A 16,105-nucleotide genomic window follows, 5' to 3' on the forward strand; every position below is an offset into this window, starting at 1 on the left:
TGTTCTTAAACTATCTAAATATCAGTATATTTGAATAGTGTAGAATTTTGAAATAGAATTTTGTTTGATTTTTCATTCACTTAATTTCAAAATGAACCACCTTTTTAGCCACCCTTTAATTTATTTAATTTAGGTTTAATTGAAATGAAAGTAAGTTTTGAATTAAGAAAAGAGAAAATTAATGCAAATGGATTAATACCCGTTCAGTTTGTTGTTAGAGCTGAAGGAGAAAGAATAAGGAAAAACGTAGGAGTTTCAGTATTGGAAAAATATTGGAGTGGTTCGAGAGTTAAACCGAATGCTAAAAAAGAACCAAGTAATAATTACCAATTTTTGAATGATAAGCTTCAGAAAGCTGAAGAGAAAATCAATGATATCTTTTTCTTTTTCCGGGCAAATAAGCTAGAGTTCTCCAAAGAACTATTCCTGAAGAAATATGATAGTGAAGAAGAAATTAAAACTGCTCATTTTGACTTCTTTGATTGTTTTAAAGAATTTATTGAGAGTGGCAAACTTTCAAAAGCCTACAATACAACGAAAGCTCAAAACACGGTTAAAAACTTTCTTGAAGAATTTCAGAATGACAAAAATTTCAAAATTGAATTTGACAGTATTGACGACTATTTTTTTGAAGAATTATCCAAGTATTGTTTTTTTGAAAAGAAGATTAAAAATAACTACTTCGCTAAAATTATTGCGGTAATTAAAACAATGCTTCGCTGGAGTATTAAAAAAGGCTATAACGAAAACCGCAAATTCGAAGATTTCAAAGCTTCAGAACATGATATCGATATTGTTTATCTGACTTTTGACGAACTGATGATTCTTTATAATAAAGAATTTGAAACCGAGAGATTAAACCATGTAAGAGATTTTTATTGTATGGGATGTTTTACCGGATTAAGATTTTCAGATCTTTCAAAGCTTCACCTGGCAAATATCTCTGAAGAGCATATTGTTTTATCCATTCAAAAGACGAAAACTCAAAATCATGCTATTAAGCTTAATAAATATGCAAAAGAGATTTTGAATAAGTATAAAGGCACTATTTACGAGCCATTACCATATATTTCATCTCAAAAATTCAATGAATACATAAAAGAATGTTGTGAGAAAGCAGAACTTACGCAACCTTTCACAATACATTGGTTTGTGGGCAATCAAAAAAAATCTTTGACAAAGCCTAAATGTAAATTTATTACAAGCCATACAGCCAGGAAGACATTTATTACAAATTCTCTCCTTTTAGGTATGGAGCCGAAAGCAATTAAAAAAATAGCGAATATTAAGAAAGATGCTGTTCTAGATAAATATATGAAAGTGACTGAAGCATTTACTGATGATCAAATGGATAAGGCATGGAACTAGAAAATTTAACTTACTTAAGATATTTAGATGTAAGAAATACATCTTTAATACACATTCAAAAATATTTGAAAAAAAATGAAGATCTTTTTCAGAGATTGAAAAAGTATGATGAATTATCGTACCTAGATGACTATTCTAAATTCTTTTTTCTATATAAAGAATCTGAATTTTTTTTTGAGAAAAACTTAACAGTTTTAAAAGAATATGAAAAACATTTACTGTCACTTTATATTATTTTCACCTCGTATGATGAAATTGATAAATTTATCTATAATGTAAGAAATGAAGAGGAGGCTATATTATATACTTATTTATTCTATAGGGCTGAGATTATGGTATTATTGAGTAAGGTTATTCTCGACAATAAACTTTACCAATATTATGATGGTAAGGTTATTGAAGAGCCCTTGTTATTGGAAAAAAGCGATCTATTATTATTAAGTCCTTTTATATTTAATTTTGAAGAGTTGAATTCTATAATTAATAAGGATATCTCATTGATTATTGGGAGTAGTCTTGATGAAAGTTCAAATTCATATTTTGAAGAGATTACCAATAGAGTTTATTTACCATTAAAAAGACTTCCTGATAATGTTAAACGTAGAATTGGAAATGATGAATTTAGAATTTATAGTATTTCTCAATTGAAATCGTTAGCACAGAATTATGATTCCTTTTTTAATATTTTAAAAGGGAAATTGATTAATTCTGACTTTAAATTAGACATTATCGATATCCCTATTTACAACATATTTATTGATGAGTTTTTCTATAAATTTAATGAGAAGACATTGGTAAGTGATTTGAAATTTAATCTTGATTTTACAGAAAAGAAAGTAAGACAATCAGAAAAATATAAAAAAGATCTATATGACAAAGCACATAAATTAGACATCTTTTGGGAAATAAATAAAGTAAAAGTTCTTATTGATAAAAATTCATTTAGTAACTATATTGATAGCTTTGTAAATTTTACAATTCCGGATATAGATAGAAAAGTGAATTTTAAAATCGAAATTAAGGGATTTATAGAAATGTTTTACGATAATAAAAAGAGAGTTCTACCGAAAATAACTACTATAAAGCCCAAAGAACTACAAGATTTGATGCGTTTATTTAAGCACTTAAAAAATAGAAAACTGATTAATTATAGCAGACAAAGTTTTGCTAAGATACTTTTGGAAATAACTGGAGTCAAATTAAAAATTTCCACATTAGAACAAGCTGATAAGAATCAAAATAAACTTAGTAAAGAACAATTAGAATGGATTGAAAACAGATTACCTGTTTTAAAATAATTTTTTCTTTAAAGCTTTATTCATAACATTTTTAGAGTTGTAGAAATTACCATGTGAATGGTAATTTTTTTTTGCGTGATAGCGCTTAAATAAATTTGTCTTAGTTAAAATGAATTTAAAAAAAATATACAATGCTGCAACTTTTTTCACATTCTAAAAATGATTTAGAAAAAGCAGTTGAGATTATTCTCAACAAAGCCCAAGGTTTCATGGTACCTTCAAAAAACGAAGAAAACCAGCCCGAAGATCTCATATCTCAGACTGAAGCTTCAAAATTCTTACATGTTTCTATCCCAACAATTATTGATTGGAGAAAAAATAAGAATCTTCCATATTACAATTTCAGTGGTAGATTTTATTATTCTAAAAAAGAACTTCTGGAATATGGTAGAAGGAATCGTAAGAAATCAGATATGTAATGAATGAATTACATGAACTAATTAAACAGTTAGATTCTCTTCCAAATAATAAAACCAGAAAAGACTTTTTAAATTCTATACAGAGAGATCCGGAACTGTCAAGACACCATCTTAAGAGGTTGGCTTGTAATATTCTGGTTCAAGACAATTTTATTGAGAAATACTATAAAGATAGTTTTAGTGAAATGTTTAAGAAAATTTTTTCAAAGAGAGTTTTAATATTTCAAAAGGTCATTAAAAAAATAAATAGGAAATTAGAAAATGAGTGATAAAATTCCATATTTGAGAGTGGGTGTGGTTTATTATAAGACGATTGAAAGACCTTCTATTTGGGGCTTTAAATCTTCAGTTCTTGTACGGTGGAATAGGGAAACGATCATTACTGATCACGGTAAATCCTATGTTTCAAAAGTTCCTAAGTATGATGGGTTTTGTTGTATCCCAAACCATTTGAATTATCAACAAACAATAGAAGGATTTTATAATATATATAATGCTATACCATATCCTCCAGCTAAAGAAAAGTATAATCTTGAAAATCTTAAAGAAATTACACCTTTTTCTTTGAAATTTATGGAGCATATATTTGGTGAGCAACTGGAACTTGGATTAGATTATTTAAAAATTTTATTAGAAAACCCCACACAGATCCTTCCAATTTTATGTCTTGTCAGCAAGGAAAGATCAACAGGAAAATCAACTTTTATCAAGTGGTTAAAGGCTATGTTTGGATTAAATATGACTTACATAAAAGGAGATTCTTTTGGAAGCCAATTTAATGCTGATTGGGCTGCAATGTTAATAGTAGCGATTGATGAAGTTTTTTTCGATAAAAAAGAAATCACAGAAAGGTTAAAGTACTTATCCACTACCAATAAGGATAAAATTGAAGCCAAAGGAAAAGATAGAGAAGAAATTGACTTTTTTGCAAAATTTATTCTTTGTTCGAATAATGAAGACAATTTTATTCAGATAGACGAAAATGAAATCAGATTTTGGATCATCAAGATAAAACCTATTAAAATCGAAAATACCGAATTTCTTAATAACCTGATTTCTGAAATTCCACATTTTTTGCAATTTCTTCTTAAGAGATCATTTTATACTATTAAAAGTACAAGAATGTGGTTTAAACCTGAAGAAATACGAACAAAGGCACTACAGAAATTAGTATTCAAAAATAATAACAAACTAGAATCTAAAATAATTGAGTTATTATATGAGTTTTTTGAAAGCAACGATGATATTGAAATTAGTATTGTTCCTCAGGATATTCTAAATATGCTCAATCGAATGTTTAAATCAACTTATTGGACAAGAAATGATATTAGAAACATTCTTAAAGATAATTGGAAACTGAGTCCTCAAAGTAATGCTCTTACATATATCAGATATGATATAGATTACTCTGGAATCTTTTATAGAAATAATTCTGTTGGTAGATTTTTCACTGTAAAAAAAGATTTTGTACAACAAAAATATGTTGAAATGTTGAATTAATTGATAAGGAAAAGAAAATCAATTGTTTATAAATCAACAAAATCCTCAACAAACTTATAAAGTATTCTTTTTGTTGAGTATTTGTTGAAATGAAACTCTAAAATATGTTGAATTGTTGAGCATTTGTTGAGTGTTCAATTTATTTAAAATCAGTTACTTATTGGGATTCCTCAACAATTCAACAAAATTATTACACAGACAAACCCATAAACTTTACAATATGAAATGTAAACAATTTAATTCTATTAGATTGGAAGAGGTACTATGCTCTATAGGACAACTTCCAAGTAAGCAAAATGAAAAAAAAGTCTTGTATCTGAATCCTTTTATCTCAGAAACACAATCATCTGCTAATCAAAATAAAAAAAATGAACTGTAAACGATTTAACGCAGTGTTATTGAAAGATATTCTTTTTTCGCTTGGGTACTCTCCAAATAAAGAAAACGAAAAAGAAGCCTGGTATCTAAGTCCATTTGGTAACGAAACGCAAGCTTCTTTTAAACTTGATAAAAGGAAAAATCAATGGTATCTATTTTCAGAAGGTATTGGAGGGAACAACGTAGATTTTGTCAAGAAATATTTTAATTCCAGTATTAGCGAAGTTCTATCCTGGGCAAAGGATCAAAATTTTTCTTCTTTTCATCAGCAAATGGATTCTCTACCTTCAAATTATACAATTACTGAAGTGAATGAGATCAAGAATTGGAATCTAAAAAAATATCTTAATGAAAGGGGGCTGTCAAAAAAGGTGTATCCATATCTGAAAGAAGTAAAATTTACAATAAACTCTAAAAAGCTTTATGCAATTGGAATTCAAAATTTATCCGGAGGATGGGAACTTAGAAATACATTTTATAAAGGTTCTATTTTAAAAAAAGATATATCTGTAATTACTAATAACAGTGATAAAGTTTTAGTATTCGAAGGTTTTATAGATGCATTATCATTCATTGAACTTCAGGAAGATTTTTGTTTTGACGTAATTATTCTAAACTCAATTTCAATGTTGGGTAAGGTGAAAAATTTCATCCAGGAGTATTCTGAAATCTGTTTGTTTTTAGATTGTGACAACGCCGGGATTAAAGCAACAAACTTCCTGTTGTCAGAATTTTCTCAAGCAACGGATTATAGTTTTCTATATAAAGACTACAAGGATTTTAATGAATTTCTCGTGGCTAATAAGAGTGGATTTATCCAGCAAGAGGAAGCTGTACTTTTTTGCAAAAAGTAACTGCTTTCCTCTTGCCCCTCCGGGGAAACTACTAACCGTCAACAAGTTACGAAAATAATCTATTTATTGTCAATATACCGTCAATATATAAACCTCTTGAAAGCCTTTATTCATCATGATAATTATATATAAATCAATATAATGGAAACGAGAAGTACACAAAATACAACTATCGCAATTTCTAAAGAAGACCTAAAGAGGTTGGAAGAATTTGTAAGAAGAAAAGGTATATCAAAAAAAGAATTTATAACAATTTCTTTAGACTTTTTCGAGCGCACCGGACTAGATCCAACCAAACATGAATCATCTAAAGCGGAGCTTGAAAAAGTAATAAAACGGATTGATCAAGTTATTGCTTTTATAAAGACACAAGAAAAAGAAACTATAAAACCAAGTTTTGAAGCTATCGTATCAAGCGAAGAAAGAATTAAAAATGATCTTTCTAAAATTTTAAAAATCGAACATTTTAATGATTTCATAAGAGGGTTTAATGCTTTTGCTATGGAAACTAAAAATTCCTTAAAAGCAATAAATGACAAAGGCTAAAACAGAATAAATATGAACGTTAAAATTCAAGGTGGAGGCAATGGAAGATATGCCAACTCTGGAAGTTCTGAAAGTCTTGTTAATTATTTGGAGCATGAGGACATGGAAAGGGTAAAGGAGGGAAAAGAAGTTGAACATTTTTTTTCTCATGATCAAAATAAAATTTCTTCGTCTGAAGTAATTCAAGCTATTGACAACAACAAAAAAGCAATCGGGAAAAAAGATGCAAAGTTCTTTGTTATTACGGTAAGCCCTTCAGAAAAAGAGTTACAGTTAATTGGAAAAGATTCAAAGGAACGAAGCGATGCATTGAAGGATTTTGTCAGAAAGGAGGTAATGCAAAGATATGCTGAAAATTTTGGGAAAGGCTTACAAGCGAAAGATCTTATGTACTATGGTAAAATTCATCATGAAAGGAAGCAGAAAAATAATATAGATACTCATATCCACATTATTGTAAGCAGAAAATCCAAAAATAATAGCATGAAGCTTTCTCCGATGACTAATCATAAAAATACTAGAAAAGGTCAGGTAACTGGCGGTTTTGACCGGAAAAATTTCATTAACAAAGTAGAAGAATCATTTGATAAAAAATTTGCCTTTCAGAGAAGCTATAAACAGACTTTTGAATATTGTAATGCGATGAAAAACGGAACTGTTGAAGAGCAAAGAAAGGCTATTATAAAAGCTATGAAACAGGAATCTGTTAAGGAAGTCGAAATAAAAAAAACTATTGAACAAAATAAAAAAAATAACCAAGGCTTAAGCCTGTAAAACGATTAAAAAATTATGGAAAAAGATCCAATTATAATAATAAAATTTGTCATTGTGGGGATGATTTTATTAGTCCTTTATACGTTAGGAATGAAAGTTATAGGTATAAATTCATTTCTATACGATATATCTCGTTATGGATTTTCAGTGGTGATATCCCCTGATGCGAGTCTTTTGTCAAGATTAAAATTTTTAGTTGTAGGAGTTTGTTTCGGATATGCAGAGCTTTTATACATTCTGATTCAATTCTGGATCGTAAAATCTCTAATTCCACCATTGAAAGTGCCTTTCAATTTTTATAAAAAGCTAATTTTTTACCCTTTTGTTTTTATTAATAAACAATTTCAAGACTTTACATTATTCAAAGGTTCAAAGAAAGAATTTCAGGGACTAATTCTACAAACTAAAAAAAGAACTGTTCAAATTCCTAATCCTTTTCGTGGGATTTTGGTAATAGGCGGTCCTGGAGCCGGAAAATCTGAAAGCTTTGCAGTTCCTTTTATACGAGAGTTAGCGCAAAAACAGTTTGCCGGTATCTGTTATGATTTTAAGTATCCGGCACTGGCAAATGATATAGAACTTTTTTATTCAGATTCGGATATTAAGCATTATGTTTTAAATTTTAATGATTCACTTAAAAGCCATAGATGCAATCCTTTAAATCCAAAATATTTGCCACATTCAGCATATGCAAGGGAATACGCTTCTGCCATCACTAAAAATTTGATGAAAGAATCTATTAAGAAAGAGGATTTTTGGTCACGTTCTGCAACAGATTTGTTAACCGCTTGTATATGGTTTCTGAAAAGAGAGTATCCCAAATATTGTGACTTACCACACACCTTGGCTCTAATAGCAACCAATCACAACGACCTAATTGCCTTATTGTCTTCAAACACAGAAACAAAAGCAATGATTTTATCCCTTGCAACAGCTTTAGAAAGTGAGGCTAATTCGCAATTAGCAGGGGTAGTAGGTTCATTACAGGGAGCAGTTGCACAAATAAATACACCTGAATTTATGTATATTTTCGGTGGAGAGGATTTTGATTTAAATATTAATAATCCGGATAATCCAATTGTTTTAACTGTAGGCAATAATCCATCTATTGCATCAACGTTAGCTCCATTATGTAGTTTGGTGATTTCAGTGGCTTCTAAACAGTTAAATCAACCAAATAAGTATCATTCTTTTGTTTTATTAGATGAGTTTCCTACTGTCTTTATTAATGATATCCAAACTCTACCAAATACAGGAAGAAGTAATAAAATAGCCAGTATGTTCTTCTGTCAGGATCTTTCACAACTTACGGACGGTTACACAAAAGAAAAAGCAGATGTATTATTTGCAAGTTGTCTTAACCATTTTTACGGACAGGTTTCCAGTAGTCATACTGCAGATATTCTCAGTAAACAGTTTGGTAAAAAAGATCAATATTTTGAAAGTAATAATACTTCACGTCATTTTCTAAATCCATTTAAAAGGAATGTCGGTCAAAGCCGATCTGTACAGGAAAGAGACGTTTTCAGAAATTCAGTTTTTATGGAGCTACCGGTTGGTGAATTCATCGGAAGAGTTGCCGAAAGTTCTGAAGCCTATATTCATGAGAAATTTTTGCCTGTTAAGAGAAAGAAATTAGAATATCAGATAAACTCTCAATTTAAGAATCATCCTGATTTCGTTATTACCGATTATTATGAAAAGGTTAGGGACGAAGTCAATGAAATTGTATCTGTTTTCAAAAATAAGGTAGAAAGTAATGAGGGGTCTCAAACTCGTTCCAGGGAAATGAATCCATCAACAGATAATGATTCAGAAGAATTTAGTGGAATAAACATTATCGTGGATGAAGAAAATTCCTCTTCAGTATATGATGAAAATGAAAGAAATGTTAGAAACGTTTCCGGACGAAGTCTTTAAAAAAATAACCAATTAAATTTTAAAATATGAATACAGAAAATAAGACAACATACGTTTGCTGTCCTCACTGTTCCAAAGAAATTGATGTCGAGAATATTCTATATCAAAAAGTTGAGCTTAAAACAAAAAAAGAATATGAAGAAAAATTCAAACAATTAGAGGATGCAAAGTTGAAAATAGCTGAAAGCATGCTTAGAAATGAAGCTAATTTACAAAGAAAGTACGAAAAAATATATGAAGAAAAGGAAGCTGAATTAAAGAAAAAATTAGAAGATCAAAACTCTGAAAGTTTTAAAATCATGCAAAAAGAACTTGATGATCAAAATGAAAAACTGAAAGAATACAGTTCTCTCAAATTAGAGGTTTTGAAGCTTCAGCGTAAAAATGATAATCTGAGAACTGAAATAGAATTAGAGCTAAATGAAAGTCTAAACCTTGAAAGAGGGGAAATAGCAAAAAAAGAATATGAAAAATTTGAATTAAAATTCTCAGAAAGTCAAAAAATTATTGATGATTTAAGTAAGCAACTTTCTGAAGCTCAAAGAAAGGCAGAGCAGGGGTCTGTTCAATTACAAGGTGAAGTCCAAGAACTTGCTATTGAAGACTGGCTGAAATCAAATTTTCCTTTTGATACCGTAAATGATATTAAAAACGGAAAAAGAGGTGCGGATTGTATTCAAGTAATAAATACTAATACATTTCAAAATTGTGGAACTATTTATTATGAAAGTAAAAGGACAAAGGAGTTCCAGGCAAGCTGGATCAGCAAATTCAAAGATGATATGCAGGAGCAAGGTGCCAATATTGGAGTTTTAGTGACTAATGTATTACCAAAAGGTTATGAAAGAATGACACAAATTGAGGGAATTTGGATATGTACATATCCAGAATTCAAGTCCTTATGTTTTGTTTTAAGACAGCAAATAATACAAATCTCTTCAGTATTGAATGCTCAAGAAAATAAAGGAGAAAAAATGGAAATGCTATACAACTACCTTTCTGGTGATGGCTTTAGGAATCACATTGAAACTATAACAAAGGCATTTACTGAAATGAAAACCGAATTAGATTCTGAAAAAAGATCTATGCAAGGAATTTGGAAGAGGCGTGAGATAAGAATCGAAAAAGTTTTGACTGGAACAAGTTATATGTACAATTCGATCAAAGGAATCGCTGGGAATGTAATAAAGCCAATTAAGCAACTAGAACTTCCAATAGAAATTTAAACCTGAAATATTATGAGAAAACCAAATAACAATTATCTGATAGTAGGACTTTTAATCTTAAATCTGGTAATAATTCTGTCTGTGTTTATTATTGTTAGTAAGGATAAACCTAAAGAAAGCACTAAAGTTAAATACGAAGAGCTGGATAAAGCTCTTTTTGGTAGCGAACAATAAATTTAATCAAAATTAAAAATTAAAAAAAATGAAAAATAAATTTAAATTTTCAATTATTAAGGCATCACTAGTTTTATCTCTTTTCCCTTCTTTTTCCAAATCTATTAATACTGAAGCTAGAATAAAGTCAAACTATTTTTCTTGCGGAACAGAAAATTTCGAAAGTATTCCTGCAAGTTCCAGTATTTTTGAAACCAACACATGGACAAATAATAATATTACCTGGACAGCATCTGATTCTAGAACTGATCAGACAATTAATAATAGAGCTATTGTTGTAAGAAATGGGAATCTTTCAAGTTCTTTAATTAGTGGTGGGATTAAAAGCCTTACAGTGACTACACAACTAAAATTTACCGGAAATCCCGGAACTCTTATTTTAGAAATTAACAATGTTCAGGTGGGAACGATACCTTTTAATTCTAATATTATCACTACAACAATTGAGAATATAGATATTGCTGGTGACTTTGTTCTGAAAATTGTAAATCCTAATACTGGACAAAGAATAGCAATTGATGATTTATCTTGGACATGTTATTCAACTTTGACAGTCAATGAAGTTGATAATAAGAATTCTCAACTTCTAATTTATCCTAATCCCATTCAAAACGGGGAATATTTATATCTTAATAAGAAGGTAAATGAAATCCATATTTATAATAATGAAGGAAGACTGATTAAGAAATCAAACTTGAAAAGCAATTCAATATTAATAGATAACCTATTTAGAGGTATATATTTTCTTAAAACAGAAAATACTACCCATAAATTTATAGTTAATTAATCGTATGAATTATAATCTTTAAGACAAAAAATCCATCTTCAAAATCGTTCGAGATGGATTTTTTATAAGTTTATTACTAACTTAAAATGAAAAAACTGTTCAGATTTTGGAAATCCTGCCGTTAAGCTGTTCAGATTTTATTTACCCTGTTTTTTCGTTGTTAAAAATAAGCATATTTTTTCAAAAAAAATAAATATTAATGGAAAATACAATTTTTTGGCGTTATCAAATTATTAATAGAGTAACAACGGAAACGCCTTTTTATGGAGTACATGAAGTCTACTTCAACGAAAAATCTGGAAAAATATTTCATGGACAGAAGATTCGGTTGCTTTAGATAATTATGGAGATTTAGAAGAATTAAGAAATGATTTAGAAAAGATTTTATCGGATATTAAAAAACAACCAGTTTATTGGAATCCGAACTTGAAAGTGATTTAATTTAATGCTATACTAATATAGATTCCTTTTGGTTTGGATATTCAAAATAATAGTAATAAATTGATGAATTAAAGGATGTTTTTTAACTAAAAATACAGATATGGATATTGCTATTAAGTTTGATCTTTCAAATACAATTTTATCAGACAATTCTAAGAAGTACTGGATTGATGGAGCAGGCTATGATTTCTTTCTTGAAAAAACAAAAGATTTACTATTACTATTAAGCAAAAATGATTATTTTGAGTTCCGAGCATATTGTTCAGAACCTGAAAGGGATATAGTAAAAGATTTTGATAATGATTTATTTAAAATTATTGATAAGAAAGGTCTTGTATCAGAAAATGGAGATACCAGATTGGTTATTACAATTAAACCACTAAGATTTTTCGAATAATAATAGTTTTTTTTATATTAAAACTATACAGATATACTCAATATTTAATTCTGGTGAATAAATGGGTGTTTACTGTAATTGAATTTTTTTTATTTGAATAAAGTTTAAAAAAAGACTTGCATTTATGCAAGTCTTTTTATCTTTACACAAAATGTATATTTTTATGCAAGAAATACCTATTAATAGACTTAAAGCGGTACTTGCTGAAAAGCAAAAAACAAGTAAATGGCTTGCTAGTCAGCTCAACAAATCCGAAACTACAATTTCTCGATGGTGTCGAAACGAGGTGCAACCATCCATTGAAACTATGGCTGGAATTGCTAAGTTATTAAAAATTGATATTAAAGAATTATTAAACTCAACAATGTATAATGGAAGTTCAAATTAAAGATAACAAAATTTATGCTCCTTTAAAAGATGAATGGTTAGTATTGAAACCAGAAGAAGAGGTAAGGCAAAATTATATTGTTAGGTTAGTTAATTCATATGGATATGATCTTAATCAAATTGAGCAAGATTATTCAAATAAAATTAAATTAAGAAATTTAGATTCGATAAAATATGATATAGTTGTTTGGAGAAATTTAGAAGAAAAAATAAATAATAATAAACCTTTGATTGTTATTGAGTGTAAATCCGATAGTATAATAATTAGAAAAGAAGATTATTTTAAAGGTATTAATTTGTCTAAAAACATAGGAGCTGATTTTTTTGTTGCGACTAATTCAAAGCAAACTAAAATATTCTCTAAAACATTCAAAACGAACTCTTTAAATATAGAAGAAATATTAGATATTCCAAGTAAAGAAGATGCTCAAAGTAAATCAAAAATTGGAGAATTATTACAAAAAACAAATGAATTTTTAAGAGAAGATTTTAGTAAAACGTTATTTAAATGCCACAACATTATTCGCAATAATGATAAATTATCACCTGAGGCTGCTTTCGATGAAATTTCTAAAATTCTTTTTATAAAGACATTATATGAAAGAAAAAATAATGAAGGAAATATTTTTAATTTAGAAGTTTATGAAAAAGAGAAAAGTAATTATTTGTCTTCTATAATAAATAAAGAAGAATTATTTTATCAAGCTTTGTTTACAAATGTTAAAAAAAACTATAAAGATGATGATTTATTTGAACCAACCGAAATAATTCGTATTAGAGAAAACAGTTTTGAAGCAATTATAAAAGAATTACAGATTTATAACCTTTCTACAACATCTGATGATGTTAAAGGAATTGCTTTCGAACAATTCTTAGGTCGAACTTTTAGAGGGGAATTAGGGCAATTTTTTACTCCTCGCACGGTGGTCGATTTTATGGTTGATGTATTAGAGCCGCAAGAAGGCGAAACCATTTGCGATCCTTGTTGTGGTTCTGGTGGTTTTTTAATTAAAGCCTTTGAATATGTGCGTGCGAAGATTGAAGCTGAAATTCAAATAGCAAAAGACAAAATCAAAGAACAATATTATACCGAAGATTACGGAAAACTTTCTGAAAAAGAGAAAGCAAGAGTTGACGATGTGGTGACTGATTTGTTCACTAAATTAAATGCGGAACTGGATATCAATAATGATAAGAGTAGGTTATACAAATTAAGTAGAATTTGTATTTATGGGACGGATGCCAACCCTCGTATGAGTCGTACTGCAAAAATGAATATGATTATGCACGGTGATGGTCACGGTGGTGTACATCATAATGATGGATTATTAAATGTTAACGGGATTTTTGAAAATCGCTTTGATGTCATCTTAACCAATCCACCATTTGGAGCTCGTGTAGAAAAGACTTTAAAAATTACCGAAGCTGATAAATATACTGATGAAGAACGTATTGAAAAATATAGAAAAGAATACGGATTCGCTTACGATGAAGCACTGAAACAAGTCAACAATAACATCGGTAAGCCTTTATTAAATCTATTCGAAACAGGCAAAATGAGTACATTAACAGAAGTCTTATTTATAGAACGCTGTTTAAATTTATTAAAAAAAGGTGGACGCATGGGGATTGTTTTACCAGAGGGAGTTTTAAACAATACTAATTTGCAAAAAGTGCGTGATTTTGTAGAAGGAAAAGCTAAAATTATTTTGGTTACGTCCATTCCGCAGGATGTATTTATTGCAAGTGGTGCTACCGTAAAACCAAGTCTGTTATTCTTTAAAAAGTTTACTGAAGAAGAACAAATAATGTACGATAAGATTGTAAAAGAGGTGAATAAAACAGTAAAAGCCAACCACGATTCTCGTTTAAAAGAAATAAAAGAAAACTTAACAAAGAAAGGAAAAGAAGCTTTATCTGATGATGAGAAAAGAGCGTTGAAAGCAGAGCAGAAAGTCATTGAAGCAAAAATAGAAACGGAGATAAAGGCTATGGTAAAAGATAAATTCAATTACCAAATTCCTATTGCAGAAGTAGAAAAAGCAGGTATCAGCACGACAGGTGCTAAAATTGATAATGATTTAGAACCATTAGCCAAGGAATTTAAACAATACCATACGGAAAATAAATTATGGAATACATTATTCAAAGATATTCAATACGAAGTAATAGAAAACCAAATCTATCGTATTTCTGTAACAGAAAATAACGTGGTGTCTGAGCCTGAAATTTTTTATAACTAATGAATAGAGAAATTTCATCGATGATCAGTTTCACTGATTTAGTTAATCTAAATTTTTGGAGTGTTGCATTTTTAAAAGAACAAAGTAATAGTTTTAAAAATAACTTTGAAATTATACCAATATCAAAAATTCTAAAAAGGAGTAAGAATATAATTCAGATTGAGAATGAGTTAAATTATAAACGTATAACTGTAAAATTATATTCTAAGGGTGTTATTCTTAGAGATGAATTGAAAGGAAGTGAAATAGGTGTAAAACGACAATATATTGCTACAAAAGGTCAGTTTATAATGTCAAAAATTGACGCTAGAAATGGTGCATTTGGAATAGTTCCTAGTTGTCTGAATGGTGCAATTGTAACAAACGATTTTCCAATTTTCGATATTAATAATAATTTAATTAATCCTAGTTTTTTCTTTTTATTAACTACAACGAATGTATTTATAGAATTAGCAAAATCATGCAGTAGCGGTACTACAAATAGACAAAGAATAGACATTAATAAGTTTCTAAACTTTAAGATTCCTTTACCATCAATTGACGAGCAACAAGCAATTGTAGATGCTTATTTTTCTAAAATTAATGAAGCTACCCAACTTGAAGAGGAAGTGAAAAATATTGACCTAGAAATTGAGAAGTATTTATTTACTGAGTTAGGAATTAGTATTTGTAATAAGACTGAGAATAAAAAAGGTTTGAATGTAGTTGAGTTTAAAGATATTTTAGAATGGGGAACTGATAAAGTTTTTTCAAGTTCTGGTTTTGAAAGTAAACAATATAAATTAAAGCCTTTGAGTAAATATGAATCTCTTGTTGATGATATTTTTAGGGGTAAAAGTCCAAAATATGCCGATAAATCAGATAAATATATTCTGAATCAGAAATGTAATCGTTGGAATAAAATAGAAATAGGATTTGTTAAAACAGTAGTTCCCGAGTGGTATAATAATATTGATCGAAAGTTCTTTACAAAAGAAGGAGATATTATTATTAATTCAACTGGAGAAGGAACTATTGGACGTTCTAGCTATGTGGGAAAAGAGTTTGAAGGTTTTATATATGATAGTCATATTTTGTTATTAAGGCTCAACAAAGAAATAATGAATCCTGAATTATTTGTGGAATTATTTAATAGTGCTTTTGGTCAAAATCAAGTAAATCAAATCAAGTCTGCACAGGCAACAAAACAAACAGAATTAGGAGTGAGTAATCTGTTAAAGATTGAAATTCCAGTTGTAAATAATATTGCTAAACAAGACTCAATCATAAAAGAAATTAAAAGATTGAGAGAGTTTGCTTTAGTAAGTACTAATAAATTGGAACTCTTAATACATCAAGCCAGCGAAGAATTTGAAAAAGCTATTTTTCAGTAAAATAATCAATAAAAAAACTA

15 protein-coding genes are annotated in these 16,105 nt (G+C 28.9%); all 15 read left to right on the forward strand.

Features of this window, described 5'->3' with window-relative positions; translation table 11 throughout:
• Positions 1 to 144: 144 nt before the first annotated feature.
• The 15 genes from PZ898_RS22740 to PZ898_RS22810 all read left to right on the forward strand — a co-directional run bounded on the left by PZ898_RS22740 (position 145) and on the right by PZ898_RS22810 (position 16,085).
• A complete protein-coding gene (locus PZ898_RS22740; protein ID WP_277694300.1) occupies positions 145 to 1,368 on the forward strand; it encodes a site-specific integrase in 1,224 nt (407 codons plus the stop codon).
• The gene (locus tag PZ898_RS22745; protein WP_277694301.1) at positions 1,359 to 2,666 is read left to right on the forward strand and encodes a hypothetical protein; all 1,308 of its coding nucleotides are present in this window, start codon (positions 1,359 to 1,361) and stop codon (positions 2,664 to 2,666) included. Before PZ898_RS22740 ends, PZ898_RS22745 begins: the two co-directional genes overlap by 10 nt.
• Before the next feature lie 131 nt (positions 2,667 to 2,797).
• A complete protein-coding gene (locus PZ898_RS22750; protein WP_277694302.1) occupies positions 2,798 to 3,085 on the forward strand; it encodes a helix-turn-helix domain-containing protein in 288 nt (95 codons plus the stop codon).
• A 261-nt stretch (positions 3,086 to 3,346) separates the two neighbouring features.
• The gene (locus PZ898_RS22755; RefSeq protein ID WP_277694303.1) at positions 3,347 to 4,585 is read left to right on the forward strand and encodes a primase-helicase family protein; all 1,239 of its coding nucleotides are present in this window, start codon (positions 3,347 to 3,349) and stop codon (positions 4,583 to 4,585) included.
• Between the two features lie 398 nt (positions 4,586 to 4,983).
• Positions 4,984 to 5,817, forward strand: coding sequence for a toprim domain-containing protein (locus tag PZ898_RS22760; RefSeq protein ID WP_277694304.1), 834 nt, complete (start codon positions 4,984 to 4,986; stop codon positions 5,815 to 5,817).
• Between the two features lie 141 nt (positions 5,818 to 5,958).
• Positions 5,959 to 6,363 (forward strand): BfmA/BtgA family mobilization protein, encoded by a 405-nt coding sequence (locus PZ898_RS22765; RefSeq protein WP_277694305.1) that lies wholly within the window; start codon positions 5,959 to 5,961, stop codon positions 6,361 to 6,363.
• A gap of 12 nt (positions 6,364 to 6,375) precedes the next feature.
• Positions 6,376 to 7,137: a DUF5712 family protein gene (locus tag PZ898_RS22770; RefSeq protein ID WP_277694306.1), complete on the forward strand. Its 762-nt coding sequence runs from the start codon at positions 6,376 to 6,378 to the stop codon at positions 7,135 to 7,137.
• A 15-nt stretch (positions 7,138 to 7,152) separates the two neighbouring features.
• Positions 7,153 to 9,057 carry a type IV secretory system conjugative DNA transfer family protein gene (locus tag PZ898_RS22775; RefSeq protein WP_277694307.1) on the forward strand — a complete coding sequence of 635 codons (1,905 nt, stop codon included), beginning with the start codon at positions 7,153 to 7,155 and terminating at the stop codon, positions 9,055 to 9,057.
• Positions 9,058 to 9,083: 26 nt separating this feature from the next.
• On the forward strand, positions 9,084 to 10,283 hold the full coding sequence (locus tag PZ898_RS22780; RefSeq protein WP_277694308.1) for a DUF2130 domain-containing protein: 1,200 nt from the start codon (positions 9,084 to 9,086) through the stop codon (positions 10,281 to 10,283).
• Between the two features lie 12 nt (positions 10,284 to 10,295).
• Positions 10,296 to 10,457: a hypothetical protein gene (locus PZ898_RS22785; protein WP_277694309.1), complete on the forward strand. Its 162-nt coding sequence runs from the start codon at positions 10,296 to 10,298 to the stop codon at positions 10,455 to 10,457.
• A 28-nt stretch (positions 10,458 to 10,485) separates the two neighbouring features.
• Positions 10,486 to 11,244 carry a T9SS type A sorting domain-containing protein gene (locus tag PZ898_RS22790; protein WP_277694310.1) on the forward strand — a complete coding sequence of 253 codons (759 nt, stop codon included), beginning with the start codon at positions 10,486 to 10,488 and terminating at the stop codon, positions 11,242 to 11,244.
• A gap of 541 nt (positions 11,245 to 11,785) precedes the next feature.
• Positions 11,786 to 12,082: a hypothetical protein gene (locus tag PZ898_RS22795; RefSeq protein WP_277694311.1), complete on the forward strand. Its 297-nt coding sequence runs from the start codon at positions 11,786 to 11,788 to the stop codon at positions 12,080 to 12,082.
• A 163-nt stretch (positions 12,083 to 12,245) separates the two neighbouring features.
• Positions 12,246 to 12,470: a helix-turn-helix transcriptional regulator gene (locus tag PZ898_RS22800; RefSeq protein WP_277694312.1), complete on the forward strand. Its 225-nt coding sequence runs from the start codon at positions 12,246 to 12,248 to the stop codon at positions 12,468 to 12,470.
• Entirely contained in the window at positions 12,454 to 14,712 is a 2,259-nt protein-coding gene (locus PZ898_RS22805; protein WP_277694313.1) for an N-6 DNA methylase, read from the forward strand. The genes PZ898_RS22800 and PZ898_RS22805 overlap by 17 nt, the downstream gene beginning before the upstream one ends.
• Complete coding sequence (locus PZ898_RS22810) at positions 14,712 to 16,085, forward strand: restriction endonuclease subunit S (protein ID WP_277694314.1); 1,374 nt, start codon at positions 14,712 to 14,714, stop codon at positions 16,083 to 16,085. The genes PZ898_RS22805 and PZ898_RS22810 overlap by 1 nt, the downstream gene beginning before the upstream one ends.
• The last annotated feature ends 20 nt before the right edge of the window (positions 16,086 to 16,105 follow it).

The sequence above is a fragment of the Chryseobacterium sp. WX genome (genome assembly GCF_029542485.1).
Classification (GTDB): Bacteria; Bacteroidota; Bacteroidia; order Flavobacteriales; family Weeksellaceae; genus Chryseobacterium; species Chryseobacterium cucumeris.

Bases quoted from the DNA above. Each gene is read 5' to 3' on its own strand.
- PZ898_RS22740 (WP_277694300.1), top strand. From the start codon at position 145: ATGAAAGTAAGTTTTGAATTAAGAAAAGAGAAAATTAATGCAAATGGA.
- PZ898_RS22745 (WP_277694301.1), top strand. From the start codon at position 1,359: ATGGAACTAGAAAATTTAACTTACTTAAGATATTTAGATGTAAGAAAT.
- PZ898_RS22750 (WP_277694302.1), top strand. From the start codon at position 2,798: ATGCTGCAACTTTTTTCACATTCTAAAAATGATTTAGAAAAAGCAGTT.
- PZ898_RS22755 (WP_277694303.1), top strand. From the start codon at position 3,347: ATGAGTGATAAAATTCCATATTTGAGAGTGGGTGTGGTTTATTATAAG.
- PZ898_RS22765 (WP_277694305.1), top strand. From the start codon at position 5,959: ATGGAAACGAGAAGTACACAAAATACAACTATCGCAATTTCTAAAGAA.
- PZ898_RS22770 (WP_277694306.1), top strand. From the start codon at position 6,376: ATGAACGTTAAAATTCAAGGTGGAGGCAATGGAAGATATGCCAACTCT.
- PZ898_RS22775 (WP_277694307.1), top strand. From the start codon at position 7,153: ATGGAAAAAGATCCAATTATAATAATAAAATTTGTCATTGTGGGGATG.
- PZ898_RS22780 (WP_277694308.1), top strand. From the start codon at position 9,084: ATGAATACAGAAAATAAGACAACATACGTTTGCTGTCCTCACTGTTCC.
- PZ898_RS22785 (WP_277694309.1), top strand. From the start codon at position 10,296: ATGAGAAAACCAAATAACAATTATCTGATAGTAGGACTTTTAATCTTA.
- PZ898_RS22790 (WP_277694310.1), top strand. From the start codon at position 10,486: ATGAAAAATAAATTTAAATTTTCAATTATTAAGGCATCACTAGTTTTA.
- PZ898_RS22795 (WP_277694311.1), top strand. From the start codon at position 11,786: ATGGATATTGCTATTAAGTTTGATCTTTCAAATACAATTTTATCAGAC.
- PZ898_RS22800 (WP_277694312.1), top strand. From the start codon at position 12,246: ATGCAAGAAATACCTATTAATAGACTTAAAGCGGTACTTGCTGAAAAG.
- PZ898_RS22805 (WP_277694313.1), top strand. From the start codon at position 12,454: ATGGAAGTTCAAATTAAAGATAACAAAATTTATGCTCCTTTAAAAGAT.
- PZ898_RS22810 (WP_277694314.1), top strand. From the start codon at position 14,712: ATGAATAGAGAAATTTCATCGATGATCAGTTTCACTGATTTAGTTAAT.